Origin of the sequence: Apibacter sp. B3706 (genome assembly GCF_011082725.1) — a bacterium.
Taxonomy (GTDB): Bacteria; Bacteroidota; Bacteroidia; order Flavobacteriales; family Weeksellaceae; genus Apibacter.
On sequence record NZ_CP049715.1, the window covers coordinates 580,891 to 603,714 of the forward strand.

Consider the following 22,824-nt stretch of genomic DNA (forward strand, 5'->3'; position numbering starts at 1 on the left):
TCATATTCAAATGGATTATATTAAATTAAACAACGGAAATCAAATGCCAATCTTAGGGTTTGGAGTTTATCAAATACCCCCTCAAGATTGCGAACGAGTAGTTTCAGAAGCCATAGAGGTGGGGTATCGCTCCATAGATACAGCACAAGCCTATTATAATGAGGAAGAAGTGGGTAAGGCGGTAAAATCCAGTAATATAGATCGCTCTAAATTTTTTATAACCACAAAAATTTGGGTTTCAAATGCAGGATATGAAAGAGCAAAAAAATCTTTTGAAGAATCATTGAAAAAATTGCAAACCGAATATGTGGACCTTTTGTTAATACATCAACCTTTTGGAGATTATTACGGTACGTATCGAGCCCTGGAAGAAATGTACAAATCGGGAAAAGCAAAAGCTATCGGAGTGAGTAATTTTTATCCGGATAGATTGGTAGACCTTTGCGAACATGTAGAAATAAAACCGGCAGTAAATCAGGTTGAAACCCATATTTTCAATCAACAGAAAATAGCTAAAGAAGTAATGAAAGAATACGGCACTCAAATTGAATCCTGGGGTCCGTTCGCAGAAGGAAAAAATAATTTCTTTACGAATGAAACTTTAGTTTCCATCAGTAAAAAATACAATAAAACACCCGCCCAAATTGCACTCAGATTTTTAATACAGCAACAGGTAATTGTAATTCCAAAGTCTACACATAAAGAACGTATGATTGAAAATTTTAATGTTTTTGATTTTAAACTTTCAGAGGACGATATCCATTCGTTAGAATCGTTAGATCAAGAAAAATCCTTGTTCTTTTCACATAACGACTATGAAACCGTACGATTTATTTTAGATTTTAAAAAGAAACATCATCTATCCTAAGAACTTAAGACAATTGATAAGTAAAAATCAATCACATGAATAGAACAGAGATTTGTAAAGATAACTTTAAAAAGCTGTTTAAAGGAAATGCCTTAAATGGCGAAGGCAATGATCCCGAATTGATGGAAATTCTTCAAAAATTCATTTTTGGTCAAGTTTTTACGGTTGGAAAATTAAGTATAAAAACCCGAGAATTGATAACTTGTGTAGTACTTGCCTCGTTGCAGCAATTGCCTCAATTAAAATCTCATGTACATGCCGCATTGAACGTTCAGGTAACACCGATAGAATTAAGAGAAGCTATTTATCAATGTGCTCCGATTATTGGTTTTCCAAAAACTCTAAATGCTATTGCTAGTATGAATGAAGCTTTTACCGAAAATAATATCTCTCTCCCTTTAGAAAAACAAAGTACCGTACAAGAGGAAACCAGATTCGAAGAAGGACAAAAAATTCAGATTCCTCTATATGGAAATCATATGAAAGAGTTAATGTCTGCTTTGCCGGATGGTATGGGTGAAGAGGTTGCCAAATTTCTTACTGAAGTTTATTTTGGAGATTTTTATACAAGAAAAGGACTTGACCTTGCCATACGTGAGTTATTAAGTTATTGCGTGTTAGTTTCACTGGGAGCGGAAGATCAACTTACTTCTCATTACTTTGCAAATCTTAAACAAGGCAATAATAAAGAACTGATTGTAGCAGCTATCATTCAGACATTGCCTTATATTGGATTTCCGCTTGCAATTAATGCATTGAAAATCATCAGGGATTTGCCTGAGAAATGGCAATAATATCTTTTTTAAAGATTTTTAAAAGCTTATTAAAAACGATTAAATAAAATTGATTTTCCGGCACTTTTGCTTACATCTTAGAAAGGTTATAGTCAATCAATAGTAATTAATAGTTAAAATGCCGAATAACGTTCAATAAAGATAAATTAAGTTGCATGATGAATCTATTAATATAATCGCCTGTTTTCTCACCTGTTTTTCATAAAAAATTATTTCCGATTTTTTTAGATAATTAGTCTTTGATTTACAAATAATGGTCGATTCTATCATTAAAATACACTACATTTGTTAAGTAAATATGATAAAGATTACAAGTACAGCTAAGTTTTCTTAACTAAAAACTTTAAAATAATTGTAGTTGTTCCATCATTTAATTTTCCAATAGCAAACTATAAAAAATAGATTGTTGAAATTTAACAACAACGATGTATCAATTTTACTATTGTAAATTAATATAACGGATTCTTACCTATCATCTGATGAATTGATTTAATAAGTTATCCGTAAATAATGTTGGAAAAAAGAAATAGATAATTTAATACTAAGATATTATGCTAAAAGCAGGTTTAGTCGGAGCCGGACATTTAGGAAAAATACATTTAAAATTATTACAACAATCTGAAAAGTATAATCTGATCGGTTTCTATGATACAGATGAAGAAAACGGGAAAAAATTAGAGAAAGAATTTGGTTATAAATTTTTCACAAATTTTGATGAATTATTACATCAGATTGATTTATTGGATATAGTAACGCCCACTTTTGCACATTTTGAATATGCTAAAAAAGCCATACAAGCAGGTAAGCATTTTTTTATTGAAAAGCCTATCGCGGGTACATTACAAGAAGCAGATGAAATAATTCGGTTAGCCCAAGAACATAACGTGCAGGGGCAAGTTGGACACGTGGAACGTTTTAATCCTGCTTTCACAGCGGCTAAACCCTATATAGTAAATCCCATGTTTTTGGAGATACATCGCTTGGCAGAGTTTAATCCGAGGGGTACAGATGTTCCGGTAGTATTAGACTTAATGATCCATGACTTAGATATTGTTTTATCCATAGTTGAATCAAAAGTAAAGGAGATTCATGCCAGCGGAGTAGCTGTGGTCAGTAATACACCGGATATTGCCAATGCTCGGATTGAATTTGAAAATGGATGTGTAGCCAATGTTACAACCAGCAGAATTTCCATGAAAAATATGAGGAAAAGTAGGTTTTTCCAGAAAGATGCCTACATTTCAATAGATTTTTTAGAGAAAAAATCCGAAATCATAAGAATCAAGGAAGTACCGGAAAAAATACAACCTTTTGATATGATTATAGAAAATGCAGAAGGCGAAAAAAAACAAATTATATTTCAATATCCTGAAATTGAAAGCAATAATTCTATTTTGGATGAATTAGAATCTTTAGCCGATTCCATTGAAAATAAACAACCGATCAAGGTAACTTTAATGCAAGGTAGAGAGGCTTTACGTGTAGCTTTGGAAGTGATGAGACAAATAGAAGGTAAAAAATAGAATTAGATTTAATTTAAATTTAAAATTTTGGGCATAGAAAAGGGAGGATTAAATTTTTTTTACATGATTATTCTATATGCCAAAATTAATAGGTTATGAGTAATGAAACCATAGACCAAGAAGAGGATGAAGTTTTAAAAGAGGATGCTCCGGATAACTATCTGGCGTTTGCTATTATTTGTACTGTGGCTTGTTTTGCCCCGGTAGGTATATTTGCCTTATTTTATTCTTTACGGGTTAACCAATATTGGGAACAAAAAATGTATGATAAAGCAAGACGATCATCCATCATTACACGCATTCTTTGTATTTGGACAATTATTGCAGGAATAGTCTTTTGGTTAGGTATTCTATCGGGGGCAATTTATAATATCTTTGGACAAAAATTCCAACATTGACATAAGCTAACTGTGAAATGCATGATTTTTGATTGATTATTCATTTTATTGTTAAAATCAGTATGAATACCACGTATATTAATTTAAAAAATTTATTATGGAAAGCTGCTTTCCTTTTTATAATAAGTTTGAGTTTTACAGCTTGTGGAGATAAAGCAAGCTTATCAGAAGATGTCGCTTTAAATTCAATTGAAGCCTATTTAAAATCCAATCCCATTTATGAAACAGTGGAGATAAACATAGGGGAAGTAAAATTTAGTCTTAAAAAAGATAAAAACGACCTTAAGGCCTATAAAGAATTAGAAGAGAAAGGATATGTAAACCTGAATTTGGTTAAACAAAAAAAGAAATTTCTCAGTAAAGACAGTGTCTTTACCTATGAAGTGAAGCTTACCGAAAAAGCTCGTCCTTTTGTGCTAAAACAAAAAAAAGAAACAGTTGAAGTAAAGTCTTTGGAATATCAATTAGGAGACAAAGAACAAGCTCGAATTGAATTGACCGGTAAAAAAACAGCTAAAGCTGTACTTACCCTTAAAAAGGTAGCAAATGACTTTTCCATATTGGGATATGATAAAAATCCTCATACCGATTTTATAGTGAAAACGTTTAATTTAAATTATAAAAAAGATAAAGGTTGGATAGTTACTAAAAGTAAGTAACTTATATTTTCCTTTGGTAAGTTACAAAGCGGAAATCATATAGGTGTTTATCATCTTTTGGATGAAATTCATCAAAAGTTTTATTCCATTTTGAAAAGTCAATTTCAGGAAAATAAGTATCGGCCTTATCTATTTGTGTATGTACTAACGTAAGTTCTAACGTATCGGCATATTTTAAAGCTTGTGAATAGATCGTTCCTCCTCCAATAATATACGGATTGGAATCTTTACTACGTGCAGCTTCGATGGCTTCAGGTAAAGAAGAAAACAAATATACGTTATCCGGAACCTGGTAATCTGCTTTAGAAGATATTACCATATTTTGACGATTGGGAAGAGGCCGTCCTAACGATTCAAAAGTCTTCCTACCCATAAGGATCACATGATTTTGTGTGAGTGATTTAAATCGTTTTAAATCCAAGGGAAGATGCCAAAGTAATTGATTGTTATTTCCTATCGCATTATTTTCATCTAGAGCTGCTATAATTGTCATGTAAATGGATGTTAAATGAAATTTAAATATATAAAAAAAAGAGTAAAGGTGAAATCTTTACTCTTTTTTCATGCAACTTTAAAATGGTTGTTTATTTCATTTTATTCAATCCGTTGGTAATATAGTTTACTTGATCTTTAAGACTTTTATTAAGAGGTGATGCATTCGAAGCCTGTTGTTTCATTTGTAAAGAACCTTGCATAATTTGAAGCATCACTTCACCAAAGCTGTATTTTTTAGCTTGCGGGTAAATTTTTAAAATAGAATCAACAACAGTTTGTGTTTCATTAGGATAATCTCCCATCATAATAGTTTGCAGACCTTCAAAATAAGTGTCTGCTTCATCTTGAGACTCAGCCGAAAGTAAAAGATTCAGGAAATTTTTTGAAATCACGGATAATTTAGAATTATCTTTTGTTACAATTGCTGTTTTGGCAATAGCTAGGGATAAATCACTACCCGGGTTTTTGTCATCTATTTTGGAAACCAACTCAGATGCCGAGTTTTTATCCATTTTTAAAACTCCAAGTATAGAGGCCGCTTTCACACTATAAGAGGGACTATTAAAAGATTTTATAAACAAGTCCTTATATTTTGAAGCATCAATTGATGCTAACTGTTTAATAGCTTTAGCCTGAACTAATGTCTTTGAGTCTGAAGTTGCAATTTTTTCTAGTACTGATGCCGACTTTTGCTTAACCGTTGGATTAGTTTCATCCAATTTTGAAATGGCAAATGTTCGCAATCCTTCAAATTTATCAGAAGAAGCCGCTTTCAATAATGTTTCCAACGCTTCAGCATTTGAAGTTTGAGCATCCGCTAATTTACTTACAGCTTCTTTTCTTGAACTGTATTCAGGGGCATATTTATATTGAATTATATATTGTTCAGTAGTTTTATCGTCATTTAACTCGCAAAGTAGAATTTTATCAGGATTTATATTTACCAATTGAGGTTTAGATTTATAAGGAAGCTCAAAAGAATTAGTTTCGGCAGCTTTTGCCCAAACATGATGCCTAGTGGGTTTACCGTTTTCATAAACATCAATATCCAAAGGAAACTGAAATTTCGGTTCTTGACTTTGAGTTAATGTTACAGTTACGGTTTTTTTAGCTTCATTGTACGCATAGGCTGCTTTTAACTTAGGATGACCATTGCCAAAAAACCATTGGTTGAAAAACCAGTTGAGATCTTTCCCGCTAACTTCTTCCCATGCCAAACGGAGTTGGTGGGCCTCAGTTGCCTTGTATTCATTGGTTTTAAGATATAAACTCATACCGGCAAAAAATGCATCATCGCCCAAATAATTTCTCAGCATATGTAAAATTAATCCTCCTTTGTTATAACTTACGGCATCCATCATATCTTCTCGATCTTTATATTTAAAGCGAATTAAATCCTTGGCAAAATTTTCACCACCATACATATATCCGTCTCTTTCATTATCCCTGTGTTCTTCCGCATAATCTTTTCCGTATTTATGTTCCAGCCATAAATATTCCGAATAATTCGCAAAGGATTCATTTACCGGAAGGTTAGACCAACTTTCTGTAGTAGCCAAATCTCCAAACCAATGATGAAATAATTCGTGAGCAATAACCGGTTCCCAGATGTTTTTATCTACAAGCTGTCCGGGTTTTTGTAAGGCACTTTCCTCATGAAGCGTACAAGTGGTATTTTCCATGGCACCGCTTATATAATCTCTTGCCACCATCTGACTGTATTTTTCCCACGGATACGGATATTGTAACAGGGTTGAAAAATATTCAATCATCGAAGGAGTATCTCCAAAAATTTGCTTTGCATAGGGCTCATATTCTTTATCCACATAATAGTCTACCGGTATATTTTTCCATTTGTCTTTAACAATAGAAAATTCTCCAATACCCATAAAAAATAAATAAGGGGCATGCTTTTTATCAAATTTCCAATAATCGGTACGAGTACCGTCAGCATTTTTGGTTTGATTTTTTAAAGTTCCATTGGATAAAGTCACATATTTATCAGGAACCGTAATATATATTTCTTCTGAAGTTTTCTGATTGGGTTTATCTATAGTCGGAAACCAACAGCTGTTGGATTCAGTTTCACCTTGTGTCCAAATTTGTGTGGGCTTGTCTTTGTTTTCTCCTCGCGGATTAATAAAATACAGACCTCTGGCATCTTGAATTGCTTCACTTCCTTTTTGTTTAATAGAACCGGGAATAGCTATGTATTTGATGTAAACCGTGTAATTTTCGTTTTTAGTGTAACTTTTGTCTAATTTTATTTTTAACTGATCGTTAGTATACGTATACTTTAATGCTTTAGTTCCATTCAAAGTTAGCGAGGAAATTTCCATACCTTTTGCATCTAAAGTCAAAGAGTCGGTAGGGTAGAAGTGAGGTTTTAAAGTTATCCAGGCTTCACCGAATAGCTTTTCGTTGGGAATGTCAAAACCCACTTTAAGCTTCGTATGAACTAAATCATTAACCATAGTAGCAGAAGGATGATACGTTGAATAATCCTGAGCTCTAGTATAACCAATGGTTAATATGGAAATCAGAATAATAATACCTTTTTTCATTAAAATTTATTTAAATTAATTATATATTAAGAAACATACAGTAAGAAAAATCTAAATTTTTATTCGAACCCTATGTTTCTATTCCATTAAAGGAGTTTTATAAGTATGATAAAAAATACTATCGGCTAATTTAACTAATTATCTTAATAAGTTAAGTTAAGAAAGTATTAATACTTGTCAATTAAGTACGTTGGTGAAATTTTATATGTTCTTAGAAAAAGTGAAGGTTGGAACTTTAAGATTTTCTACAATAACTACTAACCACTTGTTAATTTTTAAATAAAGATCCCTCATAATCTTACTTCTTATAAATTAAAAAGTTTGTATAGATGCTTGTTATAGTTAAAAAGTAAGATAAAAAGACTAGATAAATTTAATTTTAGTAAAAAAAGTTTGTGAACAATCTTTAGTTAATTCAGCAAGAATTTTGTTTTGACTGTAATTTAACTCATGTCGTAAAGCAGACGAGTCCAGTTGTATGTATAAAGTTTCATTGTCTATAAAAATTCTTTGAGTATGCTTAGCGATAGGGTTACCCATCATCGTTCTCCATTTTTCTTCCATTTCAAGAATGAGAAGTTTTTCTTCCATTCCTAATTTTTTTATGAGGTTTTTAATGGCAGAATTGCTCGTTTGCTCTTTTCTTCTAAGACTCATATATACTTGTTGGTTAGAAAATTACAGTTCAAAAATCAGATAATCCGAGCTGATTTGTCGGACTATTTTTTCCGTTCGGTCTTTATGCGTATCGGAAAGAAATATTTGTCCAAATTGTTCTTCATGAGCCAATTTTACCAATTGCGCCACTCGATGATCATCCAATTTATCGAATATGTCATCCATTAATAAAACCGGACTTTTAGACGAATATTCTTTGATAGTTTGTAATTGTGCTAATTTTAATGCAACTAAAAAAGATTTTTGTTGCCCTTGAGATCCAAATTTTTTTATAGGGTATTGAAATAATTTAAAAATGAGGTCATCTTTGTGTATCCCTCGAGTAGTATAAGCAGCAGCTCGATCTTTGTCTAAATTTTCTTTTAAGAGACTGCCTAATTCTTTTTGTTCTAAATCCGATGTATAGTCAATGATTACATCCTCTTCACCTTGGGAAAGTGCAGAGTAAAAACTACAAAATTTAGGCACATAAGACGAGATAAATTCTTTTCTGATTTGATATATTTTTGTTCCGTGTTCAATCAATTCGGAATCATACATTTCTAAGCTGATGGCATCAAAATAATTGTTCGCTGAAAACAATTTCAATAAAGCATTTCTTTGGGCTAGAGCTTTTTGATACCTAAGAATCAGATGGAGATAATCAGGGTTAATTTGACTGATCATTCCATCCATAAATTTTCGTCTAAACTCACTGCCTTCACTAATTAAGTTTCGATCATAGGGGGAAATCATCACACAAGGATATTTACCAATATGATCGGAAAGCTTTTCGTACGTCTTAGAATTCCTTTTAATAACTTTTTTTTGTCCCGCTTGAACTACAATCCTGATCGAATCTTCTGTTTTTTCATCCGAAAAATTGCCCTCCACCGAAAAAAAGTTTTCATGAAAACGTATATTGTTTTGATCTGAATAGTTTAAGTAACTTTTAGTCAATGAAAGATAATGAATAGCGTCTAATACATTTGTTTTTCCAACTCCGTTATTTCCTACAAAACAATTTATTTTTTCGGAAAAAGTGAAATTTTTTTCAGAAAAGTTTTTAAAATTAAATAATCTAAGATTTTTTAGATACATGTATGGATTAACTTATTTTCGGATATTCGGTGGGATTTACTTCATGCATAACCTCATATATTTTTTCAACTACATCATCCACAGAAGGTTTTGAAAAATAATCTCCGTCAGAACCGTAAGCCGGTCGATGATCCTTAGCCGTGATAGTTTTAGGAGCTGAGTCCAAATATTGAAAACCGTTTTGTTCTTCAATTATTTTTTGCAAAATATACGAACTTGCCCCTCCGGAAACGTCTTCATCAGCAATAACCAAACGGTTAGTTTTTTTAAGACTTTCCACAATTTCATGGCTTAGGTCAAAGGGTATTAAAGATTGAATATCAATAATTTCAATATCTATGCCTAATGTCTGTAATTCTTTGGCAGCTTCCGAAACAATTTTCCATGTTGCTCCATAGGTCACCACAGTGATGTCTTTACCTTCTCGGGTAATTTCAATCTTTCCGACCGGAGTTGTAAATTCACCTAAATTAATCGGCAAGTTTTCTTTCAGTCGGTAGCCGTTTAAACATTCAATAATCAAGCACGGTTCATCAGCTTGTAGCATGGTGTTGTAAAATCCGGCTGCCTGCACAAAATTTCTGGGAACCAAAACATAAATACCCCGTATATAATTAATGATTCCGCCCATAGGAGATCCCGAATGCCAAATGCCTTCTAATCTGTGTCCTCGAGTACGGATAATTAACGGAGCTTTTTGCCTTCCTTTCGTACGATAACTTAAAGAAGCCAGATCATCGCTTAAAGTTTGAATACCATACAACACATAATCCAGATATTGAATTTCAGCAATAGGACGCAGTCCTCTCATAGCCATTCCCAATCCTTGACCTATAATGGTACTTTCTCGTATTCCGGTATCGGATATTCGGTAGGATCCGTATTTATCTTGCAATCCTTCAAATCCTTGATTCACATCGCCAATCTTTCCTACATCTTCACCAAAGGCTATTATTTCAGGATATTTTTCAAAAAGTTTATCGAAATTGTCTCTAATTACTATTCTTCCATCCACTGATTCCGGATTTTCACCATAAACAGGGGCAATATACGGAACATGAAGTGCTGAATATCGGGTATCTGTATATAATTTGGAATTGTAATTAAGGCTTTCATTATCAGAAATTTGATTATACCAAGTAAGCAAATTCGTTTTGGCCTGTGTATTTTCTTCTCTGACTATTCGAAGAACTTTACGTATAAAATGGAAAATATCTTTTTTATAAGGCAAAGACAGCTGTTGAAAGTTTTCTTTTTCCAAATTTATAAAAGCCTTTTTAACACTTACATCAGCTAGGGCGGATATTAAAGAAACCGTTTGATTACTTAGAGCATCCATATCTGTACGGAATTTATTCCATTCATTTTTTTGATGTTCCTTAACCAATTGTTTAATTTCTTTTTCTAAACTCAATAATTCTTCTTCGGTTGCAACTTGTATTTTTTGATTGTTCGTTTGGTCGTACGCTTCATAATCAATGATCCATTCTCTGAATTTCTTAATACAATCGTGTTCTTTTTCCCATTCCAAACGTTCAGCAGATTTATATCTTTCATGAGACCCCGAACTGGAATGTCCTTGAGGTTGAGTAAGTTCACTTACGTGTATAATAACGGGGATATGTTTTTCACGGGCTATTTTTTCTGCACGCGCATAGGCTTCAATTAATTCGGCATAATCCCATCCACGCGCCGTAATGATTTCACATCCTCTGGAATTTTTTTCCTTGGTTCTTTTAAATCCTTCCAAAAGCTCAGAAAAATCGTCTTTGGCTCTCTGTTTAGACGATTCAACGGAGATGCCATAACCGTCATCCCAGATGGAAAGAACCATAGGGATTTGCAAAGCACAAGCAGCATTTAATGCTTCCCAAAAATGTCCTTCCGATGTACTCGCATCCCCGATAGTACCAAATGCTATTTCATTGCCTTGATGGGAAAATTGTATTTTATTTTCAAGTCCCGGACAATTTCTATAAATTTTAGAAGCGTAAGCTAATCCGAATAAACGTGGAATTTGCCCGGCTGTGGGAGATAAATCTGCAGCATTATTTTTTTGTTCCGTAAGAACTTTCCAATTACCTTCTTCATCAATTAAATGAGTAGCATAGTGACAATTCATCATTCTGCCCCCTGATTCCGGTTCTCTTTGGTCATCGGTATCAGCATATAATTGTGCAAAATAATTTTCAATAGTAATTTCACCTACTGCAAATGCTAGGGTTTGATCGCGATAATACCCGGAACGAAAATCACCATTCTTAAAAACTTTAGACATGGCTATTTGCGGAAGTTCTTTTCCGTCTCCTAAAATGGCAAATTTTGCTTTTCCCGAAAGAACTTCCTTTCTTGCCAATAAACTGGAATAACGGCTGATTAAGCACAATCTATAATCATTTAATACTTCTTTTTTAAATTCCTGGAAGCTTAAATTAGCATCTGAGATAGTAGAATTTATATCTTTAATCACTCCTATAAATATTTTTAGCAGAAACAAAGTTACAGATTTTATTCGAACCTAAACCTATTGAAAAAAACAATGTATTTAAAAGTTTAAGTTATAAAATTACTCGCCTTTTAACAGATATAAATTCAAGTATTTATGAAATTAAAAGGAATGAAATGGTTTTATTTTAGGATCATGGAGAGATTTCATTACATACATATTTTCGCAAAATAGCTATCTATCAAAGCATTTTAAATAAAAAAAATAACAATCAAATAAAATAAAACACTCTGGCAATGTAAAGTTAAATTTCTGTAGCCTAAGTATATAATTTTAAATCGAAATAGATAGCGAATTAAAATATTTAATATAATCGTTAAATATTAGGAATAAAAGTTAGTCATTTATAAATATTATTATTCATTGACTTGAACAGATTTTTGATAGGGAGTTACAAGAAAGTATAAATTAGAAGCAATCCAACCGATCCAAAATAAATAACCACCTAAATGAAAACGTTCTTTCATGAGTTTATGTTCATATACCGTTGAAAAATCATGATATGTATAGGCAAGCCCCAAACAACCGAGTAATAAAAATAAAAAAAAGAAAAGCCGAGAGAACGTCAAATTGCATATACGCTTGATAAGGTATTGAATAAGCATTAGCATGAGTAAAATACTAAAAACAAGAAGAGCGGTTTTCCACCATATTTTTAATATTTTATATTCACCTCTAAATAAATTAATTCCCATTCGACCGATCCAAGACATTTTAGACATTAATATGCCAATGGAAACGGATACTATTGCTTCGAAAAGTACTAATAAAGATAATCTTTTCATTACATAAATTTTATAAAGAGGAATTATAAATTAAATCCAACAAAGTAAAAATACTAAGAAATCATGAAATGATAAAGCAGATATATTGAAGGAATCTAAAAATTTTAGAGGTTTTAAAATGATTGAACTTTAATATAACAGAAATAAATATATCTAATTTTTAGAAATCAACCAAAAATTAGTATTTAATAAATTTAATATAACAATATTTTCTAAAAACTTCATTTAAAATTGTAAATTGAAATAGTACTTGAGGCTACATATATTTATTTTATATATGATTGAATACTATTTTATTAAGTATAAAGTGCTTAAATTTAACTAGATAATATATTAAAAAAAAATTTTTTAAAATTTTTTATGGAATAATAGTAAGAAAAACATCTATAAGAATAAATCAAAATTTAAAAAGTAATATAATGAAAACAATTAGAAAAATTTTAACAGGAATTATTTTAGGCAGTATTTTAGTATCTTTTACCCAAATAAGTGGAGAACCAATGCATCAAAAAGAAGTAAAAAATGATCCCGGAAAAGAATTAGTAAATTTTCCTGATGCAAAACCCGGCATGTTGCGTCATGTGATTATATTAGATAAGAAAAATAATGAAGAATTTTATAAAGTAGAACTTATTCCCGGAAAAATAATGAAAGTGGATTGCAATAAACATACTTTACTGGGAAAAATAGATGAAAAAGAGTTAGAGGGTTGGGGATATAACTTTTACGAGTTTTCTTCAGAAGGAAAGACTATTTCTACACGAAAGGCTTGTCCACAGATAGTAAATAAAGAAAAATTTATTTCTTCTGAATCAATCATTATTACATATAACAGTAAACTTCCTATAGTAGTTTATACCCCAAAGGGATATATTGTGAAATACAAAATTTGGGAAGCCGGAAAAGAAAAAACAGCTTCAGTGAAATAATTAATAGGGTTAAAAAAAGGAATTCTTTTCAATTTGAAAAGAATTCCCTAATATATAAAAGTTTAACTTTTAAATATCTTTAGTAAAAAATTATTAGTAATTCAACATATACGATTTAATATAATCTTTGAATTGAAATATAAAATCTTCTTAGGTTATCTGAATTAGTACCGGTATCCATATTATCTATAAATCCAAAAAAATAAATTTTATACCATTTATCATCCAGAGAAACATCTGCGGTTAATATCTCAGTCTGATTATAGGAAGGATTAATACTTAAATTTCCTCCATTAACCATGAGCATATTTTCACCCATGTTAGCCCAAATACCGTCATCTAAACTCACATACCCTCCCCTGGGAGCTAAAATTATGTTGGCATTACTTTTAAACGTTGCACTAGCTGTCGCTCCAAACCATAATTTAACAGGGGAAGAGGTGATGTTTACTAATCTGGGATTATAGGAAACAGCACCTATTGAACTAGCCCCATTCAATAAATAAGCATCTAATCTTAGTTTGCCGCCTAAAATGGGTAGATCATTAACGTATTTACTTAACCAATAATCGGGAATATTATTATATGGATTAGTTATTAAATCACCAAAATTGGCATTAACATACGGAGATCGATAGTAAACATGTTCCCCGGGTGCAAGCCCTAAACCCGCACCAATGGTAGCATCACAGTTTTGCATAGCTACGCTAAGCGGAAATGTTGTTGTCTGAGGACTTGAAACCGTTGGAATTCCATCTACCACATAACGTAAAGCACCGTTTCCAACATTAAATTGTCCGGCTTCAAGTGTTGCTGTAAGACCGTTTACAGGTCCAATTGATTGAGCAGGATAGGTACCACCGTCACCACCGGTATAAGGAACCGTCATAACTCCATGATACCTTTCGTTGGCAGTATAAAAACTTGGAATTGCCATAGCGGCATTACAGGTCAAATTTTGAATGACCCCGGGAATAATGGGACGACCATCTAATGTCTTCCATTGTTTTCCATTCCAAAAAACATATCCATTAAAAACAAAATTTGGATTATCTCCCAGATTATAAACTAATAATCCTACAGCGGGATCCGGAATTGTGAGAGTGTCTATATTTGATGTTAAAGATACACGAGGACCTAAAAAACCTTTTTTACTGCCGGAACTAAGTCCTTCTACATTTATTTCCAAGATGGAAGAAGCATCTGGATCCGCGGTACCAACACCTACACTACCATCTGAAGTTACAATAAAATCGTTCGCTCCTTGAAACGGGGTAGGCATACCTAATTCCGAATTATCTTTCATACCGTCAATATGAAAGGTACCTTGTGGGTTATTTGTATTTACGCCAATTTGGCTAAATGCTAGTATGGGAATTGATAACATCCCTAAAAAAATAAACTTAGTTTTCATAAATTAAGTTGTTTTTAATGATTAGTATATTAATAAATATGTATTTAGAAGAGATCTTACTTGTTATAAGGTTATTTTAAATAATGTTAAACATTTATTTTAGAATTTATTTTAAAATATAATTCTAAAAGTGTTTACATAAGTTTTTTAGTGAAAGTAGTATTTATTATGTTATAATAATATTGAATACAAATGTAAATATTTATTTTAAATTTAGCATTATAATTTTAATAATTATATAATTTTTAAAATAGTTGATAGTTGGCATAAATTATTTTTATGCTAAAACTAATATTCACATCCTAATATAGTAATAGGTTTGCTGTACGTATAGCTAAGTAAACATCTAATCTGAATTTAAAATTTACTATTTAAAAATTCAATAGTTTTTCTAATATAATTCTAATGTCCCTTTAATATAAAAATAACGCAGGTCAAATTTCAATCTAATATTTGGTAAATAAATTTGTCTTAAGACAAAAAATAATGTTTATATAATGCGTAAATACGTTTCTTTACTGGTTTGTACCTTCCTTACAAGTATGGTTTTTGCACAAAAAGCAGAAGTAATTCAATTAACCAAGGAACAAGCAGAAGGTTTGTTTCTCAAACAAAATTTACAGTTGTTGGCAGAAAAAATGAATATAGATGCTGCCGAAGCTGCTATTGTACAAGCAAAACTATGGGACAATCCTAACTTTTCGTTAGGTGATGTTAATTTATGGAGTACGAAATCTCAGCGAGAACAAGAGCAAATTCCGGCACTCTTTGGAAAGTTTGCTAAAAATACGGAGTTTACGATGGAACTTAGCCAAATGGTTAAAACAGCCAGAAAAAGAGGTAAACTAATAAATAGAGAAAAGGTATCGAAAGAAATCGCTGTTCAGGAATTTGAGGAGACATTACGGGGCTTAAAACTAGAAGTACGAAAATCGCTGCAAGAGCTCATTTATTTACAATCCTATCAAAAAATATTAAATCACCAGCAAGAAGCGCTTTCAAAGCTTATTGCGGCTTATAAAAATCAAGTTGCTGAAGGAAATATAGCAAAAAAAGATTTAATTCGTTTGCAATCCTCGCAACTAGAGCTTAGTGGAGAAATATATGAGGTTAAAAATAATTATAATGAACAACAGAAAATTATAAAATCGTTATTGAATATTCCTCCCCTGAATACGGTTGAAATAATCGAAGGAGACAATGAAGTAAAAAATCCGGATGATATCTTATTACCTAAGATTTTAGAAGAAGCATCTGAAAGCAGACCCGATATTAAAATTGTTAACCTTCAAATTGATTATTTTGATAAAGATCTATTATATGAAAAAGCACAAAAAGTACCCGATTTAACCTTTGCTGTCAACTATGATCGTATAAGTGCCCCATGGAAAGATTTTATTGGGTTCGGCGTAAGCTTTGATTTGCCCTTTTTCAATAGAAATCAAGGAAATATAAAGTTAGCCCAAGTTAACAAAGAGCAAAGCAAATATCAAGCAAAACAAGTAGTAACTACCGCACAGCATGAAATTACCGAAGCTTATACTAACTATTCCGACACCTACCACCTGTTTAAAGATATACAAAAAGAAAATATTTCCGAAGATTTGGACTATATGTTAGATGCTTATACCAGAAACCTGATGAAAAGAAACATAAGCATGTTGGAATTTATAGATTTCATGGATGCCTACAAAACCAATAAAGAAACCCTATTAAATACCCAAAAAAATCTTTATACACAATTTGAAGAGTTACAATATACTGTTGGAAAAGAAATAAGATAAAACTCATGAAAAAAAATATATACATACTTTCCGTTCTGGCACTTGCCCTATCTTGCACCCATGTAAAAGATAACCAATCAAAAACTCAGGAAGAAGCAGCAATAAACCGGTCGTTTTTTAAACATGTAAAAACCATAAAAGCGGAATTAAAGCCACAAGAAGAGGAGTTAACACTTACAGGTAAAGTAGAATATGATCCGGATAAGATCGTTAATTATGTTCCGTTAATTAATGGGGTGGTAACAAAAACCTATTTTTCATTAGGAGACCAAGTAAAACAAGGACAAGTATTGGCAAATGTTCGGAGTTTAGAAGTAAATTCTTTACATTCCGAAAAATCCGGGTTACAATCTGAATTGGAAGTCGCTAGAAGAGAACTAAAAAGTGCGGAATCCATGTATAAAGACAACATGTTATCCGAAAGCGAATTAGTTGAAGCAAGAGCTAAAGTAAAACAAGCTGAGGCCTCATTAGCAAGGGTACATACGGATATGTCTGTGGTAGGATCCAACGGAAGCGGCAGCTCTTCCATCGTTTCTCCTATGACCGGGTATATTATAAACAAAAATATAACATCAGGCAGTACCATATCTCCGGATGCTGAGCCTATATTTACGGTTGCAGACCTAAGTAAAGTATGGGTGATAGCCAATGTATACGCGAGTAATTTACAATTTGTAAAAGTAGGAATGCCCGTAGAAATGAGTTCTTTATCCTATCCGGGTGAAATATTTCACGGAACCATACAATCCATTTCTCAAGTTTTTGATTCTGAAGAAAGAGTTTTGAAAGCAAGAATAGTTATGGAAAATGCCGATTTGAAATTTAAGCCCGAAATGTCCATGACTATCAAACTAAAAAACAATACAGAAAATACCCATGTGTCAATTCCGGTAAATGCACTCATTTTCGATGACGATAAATACTATGTAATCGTTGAAGAATCCAAAGAAAATTTCAAAGTTAAAGAAGTTCAACTTCAAGGTCACAACGAAGAAACCGCATATATCCTTTCCGGTCTTTCCGAAGGAGAAAATGTAGTGGTTAATAATCAATTACTAATTTATTCAGCTTTAAAAAACAAATAACAAAACATGCATAAGTTTGTTGAAAAATGTATTGCCTTTTCATTAAGGAATCACATATTAATACTATTTCTTAGCGTACTCTTATTTATCGGCGGAATTGTATGTTATTTAAACACACCTATTGAGGCTTATCCCGACGTAACCAACACAAGAGTACGAATTATAACCCAATGGCCGGGAAGAAGTGCGGAAGAAATTGAAAAATTTGTTACTCTTCCTATAATGAAGGAAATGAATACCATTCCCAGAAAAACGGAAGTACGTTCTACTTCTCTTTTTGGTCTTTCGGTGGTAACCGTAATTTTTGAAGATGGAGTAGATGATTTCTTTGCTCAGCAATATGCTTCAAATCGTATGCAGGATATGGATCTTCCGGAAGGAGCCGATCCATCGATAGAACCGCCTTCCGGTGCTACCGGTGAAATATACCGTTATACTATTAAAAGTGACCTTCCTGTTCGCGAAATATCTGCTCTTAACGAATGGGTAGTAGAGCGTGAGCTCTTATCGGTTCCCGGAGTAGCCAGTATTGTAAGTTTCGGTGGAGAAGAAAAATGCTATGAAATAAAAGTAAATCCTACAGAATTAGCAAATTACGGACTTTCGCCTTTGGAGGTTTACGAAGCTATTTCAAAAAGTAATATAAATGTAGGCGGAGATGTCATACAAAAAGGAAGTCAAGCCTATGTAGTACGCGGAGTTGGCTTATTGGACAATATTAAAGATATTGAAAATATACTTATTGAAGTAAAAGGTAGCACACCTATACGAGTAAAACAAGTTGCCAACGTTTCTGTTTCTTCAAAACCACGTTTGGGACAAGTAGGGTTGGATGATAGAGATGATGTCGTTCAGGGAATTGTGGTAATGCTTAGAGGACAAAATCCGGGAGACGTGATTAAAAATTTAAAGGTTAAAATAGCCGATTTAAATGATCGTATATTACCAGAAAACGTAAAAATCGTACCTTTTTTAGATCGAACAACCTTAGTAGATGCTACTGTCCATACCGTAATGAAAAACCTGATCGAGGGTATTGTGTTGGTTTCCATTGTAGTATTTATTTTCCTATTTAACTGGAGAACCACCTTGATTGTGGCTACGGTTATCCCGCTTTCTTTCTTATTTGCCATTATTATGCTTCGAATACAAGGACTTCCGGCGAACCTTATTTCAATGGGAGCGCTCGACTTTGGATTGTTGCTCGAGGGAACATTGGTTATCGTTGAAATCATATTTGTCTCGATGGTAAAGAGAACGGAAGAGTTGGGAGGAGAACGATTTATAAAATCGTCCAAAGGGGGATTAATTAAAAAAAGTGCCGGAGGAGTTGCTTCTCACATATTTTTTGCTCAGATAATTTTGGTCGTTGCCTTATTTCCTATCTTTTCATTTCAAAAAGTGGAAGGTAAAATGTTTTCACCGTTGGCATTTACTTTAGGATATGCATTAATGGGATCATTAATTTTATCTCTTACCTATGTGCCGGTTATGTGTAAAATTTTGCTTACCAAACCGGTTAAAGAAAAATCAAATGCAATCAGCAGATTCTTTTCCTCCCATTTATATAAAATTTTTCTATTTGCATCCCGACATCGTAAAGGAAGTATTATAACCTTCTGTATACTGTTAGTGCTTTGCATCGTAAGATTTAGTTTTTGGGGTACGGAATTTATACCCAGTATGAACGAAGGAGCAATATATATACGTGCTACCTTACCCAACAGTATTAATTTGGACGAATCAGTAAAAATCACTCAACAAATGAAAAAGAAGTTGAGGAGTTTTGATGAAGTACAATTTGTCTTGTCACAGACCGGACGTCCGAATGACGGAACAGATCCAACCGGGTTTTTTAACATAGAATTCCATGCCCAGTTGAAGCCGGAAAATCAATGGAAGAAAAAAGTTAAAAAAGAAGAACTTATCCGAGAAATGAAAGATTCTTTAGATATTTATCCCGGAACAGTTTTCGGCTTTAGCCAACCCATACAAGATAATGTAGAAGAATATGTAGCAGGAGTAAAAAGTTCCTTAGTTATTAAAATATACGGAGATGACTTACAAAAGTTGGAACAAATGGCAGATCATGCAGCTTCTATCATACAAAAAGTAAAAGGAGTAGAAGATGTGAATGTGTTTCGAAGCATCGGTTTACCTGAATTACAAATCCGTTTATCCGAAGATCGCATGGCCCGTTATGCGGTATCTATGGCAGATGCTCAAGCAGTAGTGGAAATGGCAATAGGAGGTAAAGCTGCCACCCAGTTTTATGAAGGCGAAAAAATATTTGATGTCAGAGTACGATTTCAAAAAGAATACAGGGATAATGAAGATAAGATCGGGGAAATTCTAATACCAACCATGGATGGAAAACATGTTCCGTTAAAAGAAATTGCCGATATCAAATTTGTAACCGGTCCGACGTTTATCTATCGAGATGGAAGCAGCAGGTACATCGGAGTTGGGTTTAGTGTTCGCGACCGTGATTTAGGGTCTACTATCAAAGAAGCCCAAGAAAAAGTAAACAAAGAAGTTAAACTAGGTCGAGGAAATCGCATGGTTTGGGCAGGAGAATTTGAAAGCCAACAAAGAGCAACACAACGATTGATGATTATTGTTCCTTGCGCCTTATTATTGATCTTATTTTTACTCTATATGAATTTCAGAACCATCAAAGACACTTTAATTGCAGCAAGTGCCATGCCTTATGCCTTTATCGGTGGTTTTATTTCCCTGTGGATAACCGGTACCACTTTTGGAATTTCTGCAGGAATAGGATTTATTATACTCTTTGGAATTACCGCTATTGACAGCATTTTGTTGATTGCTTTGATGAAGAAAAAGATGAATTCAACCGGAAATTTAAGATTAGCCATAGATAGTGCAGTTAAAAGCAGGATACGTCCGGTGCTGATGATAGCCCTTATGGGATCGATGGGATTATTACCGGCCGCCATGTCCAATGGAATGGGTTCTGAAGTTCAAAAGCCTTTGGCAATTATGATAGTTGGGGGTATAATCACCTGTATGCTTTTATCATTTACTATTTTACCGCAAGTTTTTTATTTTGCTTACCGCAAGAAAAGAAAAATTAAATCATAAAATAGTAACTTTATAAAGCAAAAAGTAAAATATGGAGTTGTTATTGGTTGAAGATAATAAAAAAATCAGTGAGTTCATGATCAAAGGATTAGAAGAAAGCGGTTTTTCAGTCACTTTGGTTGAGAACGGTGTGGATGCGAGAAGTCGTTTAAATGATACCAATTGGAATATGATCTTATTGGATATTATGCTTCCTGATATTGACGGAATGGAGTTGTTGCAGTATATCCGCTATAAAAAAATAACCACTCCTGTTTTAGTAATCAGTGCTTTAGGAGATCCCGATGATAAAGTAAAAGCCCTTAGTTACGGTGCCGATGATTATCTAACCAAGCCTTTTCATTTTAAAGAACTGGTAGCACGAATTCATGCATTGGACAGAAGAAGGAAAATGAATTATGATTCTTCTTCCAATGTATTGGTATGCGGAGATTTAAAAATGTATTTGGATGAGCATAAAATTCTAAGAGGAGATACAGAAATAGTTCTAACCCATCTTGAATTTAAATTATTAAAATTCTTAATGGAAAATAAAAATAAAGTTGTTTCAAGAACCCAAATTCTAACCAGTGTTTGGGGAATTAACCATGATATAAACACCAATATAGTAGAAGTATATATTTCTTATTTACGAAATAAAATTGATGGTGAATTTGAAACAAAAATTATTGAAACCATAAAAGGAAGGGGATATCGTATTAAATCTTTATTAGCTGAATAATGAAAATACAGACAAGATTAAGTTTACTAAGCTCCGGTTTTTGGGGAATTGTCTTTATAGCCGTAGCGCTTCTGATATTCAGCTTCTACAAAAGGAGCATTGAAAATTCCGTTTACAGAAATTTACAAAAGACCGCTCAAATTATCGGCTATTACTTTTTTGAAGAAGATGAAATAAGCGCAAAAGAATTTCAAAAAATAAAAAAGCAATACGAAAAAATAAACAATCCCTATTTTGAAATTTACGACGATCTGAATCAATTAAAATATGGAAATATACAAGATGTTCCTGAATCGGTAATTAATGAAATACGTTATCAAAAGAAATTATCCTTTACCACCGATAACTTTTTATGTTATGGAATATATTATAAAGATAATGAAGGCAATTTCGTAATCATTGCTAAGGAAAATAAACAGGATGTGTATCAATACATCAATCCACTTATTGGAATATTAGTATCCGCCTTTATTGTCGGGTTATTGGCTACCATATTGCTAAACCGTTGGATAGCCCATATAGCCTATCGTCCCATAAGAGAAGCCATTAACCAAGTAAAACAAATGACTCCGGGCGATTCCATGGAATTGAAGACGAGCCGAAATACAGTTAAAGACGAATTGTACGATCTAACTGAAACCTTTAATGAATTGCTAAAAAAAATTTCCGATTCAATTAAAATACAACAAAATTTTGTGAGCTATGTTTCACATGAGTTCAAGACACCTTTGGCAGCAATTCAAGGAAATTTAGAGGTATTTTCCATGAAAAACCGTTCACCTGAAGAATATCAAGCCTTATCCCAAACATTGATGGAGGAAATAGACCGGCTTCAAGAAATATTAGATATTTTGCTCATTGTTTCCGATTTGCGAAAAAATACAGACATTTCAGAACAAATACGTATTGATGAACTCATATTTGAAATTATTAAACGGGTTTCAGATAAATATTCCGACTGTAGTGAGATCATAGATTATACTTTAGATGTTACTTCGGAAAATATAGAGTTGCTTTACATTAATATAGATAAAACACAATTATTTATAGCCTTGTTCAATTTAATTGAAAATGCGGTTAAATTCTCACAAAGAAAATTAGTACGTATTCAACTGTATGAACGTGAAGGAAAATTACATCTTTTGATACAAGATCATGGGATTGGAATTCCCAAAATGCAATTAAGCCAAATAAGTCGTCCGTTTTATCGAGCCCCAAATGCTGAAAAAGTATCTGGATCGGGGATAGGGCTTTCCATTGCCCTTCGTATTTTAGAAAAAAACCATATAGAATATACCATAGAATCCGAAGAAAATAAAGGAACTAAAATTACCTTAACTTTTTTCGGCATGAATCAGGAGTAAATTTACACTCATATTTGTTTTAGCTGTTTATTGTTAAGTAAAATTAGTATCATTTAAATACTAATTCAC

General features: G+C 32.7%; 18 protein-coding genes. 11 read left to right on the forward strand and 7 right to left on the reverse strand.

The features are described from left to right. Nucleotides 1-10 precede the first annotated feature (10 nt). From G8C41_RS02605 to G8C41_RS02625, 5 genes are all read left to right on the forward strand, one after another. Nucleotides 11-868, forward strand: a complete 858-nt coding sequence (locus G8C41_RS02605; protein ID WP_166006011.1) for an aldo/keto reductase — start codon at nucleotides 11-13, stop codon at nucleotides 866-868. Nucleotides 869-903: 35 nt separating this feature from the next. Beyond that, nucleotides 904-1,662, forward strand: coding sequence for a carboxymuconolactone decarboxylase family protein (locus tag G8C41_RS02610; protein ID WP_166006012.1), 759 nt, complete (start codon nucleotides 904-906; stop codon nucleotides 1,660-1,662). Nucleotides 1,663-2,213: 551 nt separating this feature from the next. Beyond that, nucleotides 2,214-3,185 carry a Gfo/Idh/MocA family protein gene (locus G8C41_RS02615; RefSeq protein WP_166006013.1) on the forward strand — a complete coding sequence of 324 codons (972 nt, stop codon included), beginning with the start codon at nucleotides 2,214-2,216 and terminating at the stop codon, nucleotides 3,183-3,185. 95 nt (nucleotides 3,186-3,280) lie between these two features. Next, complete coding sequence (locus G8C41_RS02620) at nucleotides 3,281-3,583, forward strand: CD225/dispanin family protein (protein WP_166006014.1); 303 nt, start codon at nucleotides 3,281-3,283, stop codon at nucleotides 3,581-3,583. Between the two features lie 62 nt (nucleotides 3,584-3,645). Further along, nucleotides 3,646-4,242, forward strand: a complete 597-nt coding sequence (locus tag G8C41_RS02625) for a hypothetical protein (RefSeq protein ID WP_105297885.1) — start codon at nucleotides 3,646-3,648, stop codon at nucleotides 4,240-4,242. A gap of 1 nt (nucleotide 4,243) precedes the next feature. On the opposite strand, the gene G8C41_RS02630 is transcribed toward G8C41_RS02625, so the two are convergent. From G8C41_RS02630 to G8C41_RS02655, 6 genes are all read right to left on the reverse strand, one after another. Beyond that, entirely contained in the window at nucleotides 4,244-4,735 is a 492-nt protein-coding gene (locus G8C41_RS02630; RefSeq protein WP_166006015.1) for a dihydrofolate reductase, read from the reverse strand. 91 nt (nucleotides 4,736-4,826) lie between these two features. Further along, nucleotides 4,827-7,301 (reverse strand): M1 family aminopeptidase, encoded by a 2,475-nt coding sequence (locus G8C41_RS02635; RefSeq protein WP_166006016.1) that lies wholly within the window; start codon nucleotides 7,299-7,301, stop codon nucleotides 4,827-4,829. Nucleotides 7,302-7,664: 363 nt separating this feature from the next. Further along, on the reverse strand, nucleotides 7,665-7,958 hold the full coding sequence (locus G8C41_RS02640) for a DUF721 domain-containing protein (protein WP_160557273.1): 294 nt from the start codon (nucleotides 7,956-7,958) through the stop codon (nucleotides 7,665-7,667). A 21-nt stretch (nucleotides 7,959-7,979) separates the two neighbouring features. Further along, nucleotides 7,980-9,059 carry a DNA replication/repair protein RecF gene (gene recF, locus G8C41_RS02645; RefSeq protein WP_166006017.1) on the reverse strand — a complete coding sequence of 360 codons (1,080 nt, stop codon included), beginning with the start codon at nucleotides 9,057-9,059 and terminating at the stop codon, nucleotides 7,980-7,982. A 7-nt stretch (nucleotides 9,060-9,066) separates the two neighbouring features. Next, nucleotides 9,067-11,517 carry a thiamine pyrophosphate-dependent enzyme gene (locus G8C41_RS02650; RefSeq protein ID WP_166007657.1) on the reverse strand — a complete coding sequence of 817 codons (2,451 nt, stop codon included), beginning with the start codon at nucleotides 11,515-11,517 and terminating at the stop codon, nucleotides 9,067-9,069. A 404-nt stretch (nucleotides 11,518-11,921) separates the two neighbouring features. Next, nucleotides 11,922-12,350, reverse strand: coding sequence for a hypothetical protein (locus tag G8C41_RS02655; RefSeq protein ID WP_160566650.1), 429 nt, complete (start codon nucleotides 12,348-12,350; stop codon nucleotides 11,922-11,924). A gap of 419 nt (nucleotides 12,351-12,769) precedes the next feature. Between G8C41_RS02655 and G8C41_RS02660 the strand changes: the two genes are divergently transcribed. Then, nucleotides 12,770-13,279 carry an ecotin family protein gene (locus tag G8C41_RS02660; protein WP_166006018.1) on the forward strand — a complete coding sequence of 170 codons (510 nt, stop codon included), beginning with the start codon at nucleotides 12,770-12,772 and terminating at the stop codon, nucleotides 13,277-13,279. A gap of 115 nt (nucleotides 13,280-13,394) precedes the next feature. Here the strand turns inward: G8C41_RS02660 and G8C41_RS02665 are convergent, their stop codons facing one another. After that, nucleotides 13,395-14,693: a hypothetical protein gene (locus G8C41_RS02665; protein WP_166006019.1), complete on the reverse strand. Its 1,299-nt coding sequence runs from the start codon at nucleotides 14,691-14,693 to the stop codon at nucleotides 13,395-13,397. A gap of 497 nt (nucleotides 14,694-15,190) precedes the next feature. On the opposite strand from G8C41_RS02665, the gene G8C41_RS02670 reads away from it, so the two are divergent. Genes G8C41_RS02670 through G8C41_RS02690 form a run of 5 tightly spaced genes read left to right on the forward strand, consistent with a single transcriptional unit; the run spans nucleotide 15,191 to nucleotide 22,755 of the window. Beyond that, nucleotides 15,191-16,477 (forward strand): TolC family protein, encoded by a 1,287-nt coding sequence (locus tag G8C41_RS02670; protein WP_166006020.1) that lies wholly within the window; start codon nucleotides 15,191-15,193, stop codon nucleotides 16,475-16,477. 5 nt (nucleotides 16,478-16,482) lie between these two features. After that, nucleotides 16,483-17,565, forward strand: a complete 1,083-nt coding sequence (locus G8C41_RS02675) for an efflux RND transporter periplasmic adaptor subunit (RefSeq protein WP_166006021.1) — start codon at nucleotides 16,483-16,485, stop codon at nucleotides 17,563-17,565. A gap of 6 nt (nucleotides 17,566-17,571) precedes the next feature. Next, nucleotides 17,572-20,670, forward strand: a complete 3,099-nt coding sequence (locus tag G8C41_RS02680) for an efflux RND transporter permease subunit (RefSeq protein ID WP_166006022.1) — start codon at nucleotides 17,572-17,574, stop codon at nucleotides 20,668-20,670. 31 nt (nucleotides 20,671-20,701) lie between these two features. Then, nucleotides 20,702-21,391, forward strand: coding sequence for a response regulator transcription factor (locus G8C41_RS02685; protein ID WP_160557280.1), 690 nt, complete (start codon nucleotides 20,702-20,704; stop codon nucleotides 21,389-21,391). Beyond that, the gene (locus tag G8C41_RS02690; protein ID WP_166006023.1) at nucleotides 21,391-22,755 is read left to right on the forward strand and encodes a sensor histidine kinase; all 1,365 of its coding nucleotides are present in this window, start codon (nucleotides 21,391-21,393) and stop codon (nucleotides 22,753-22,755) included. Before G8C41_RS02685 ends, G8C41_RS02690 begins: the two co-directional genes overlap by 1 nt. The last annotated feature ends 69 nt before the right edge of the window (nucleotides 22,756-22,824 follow it).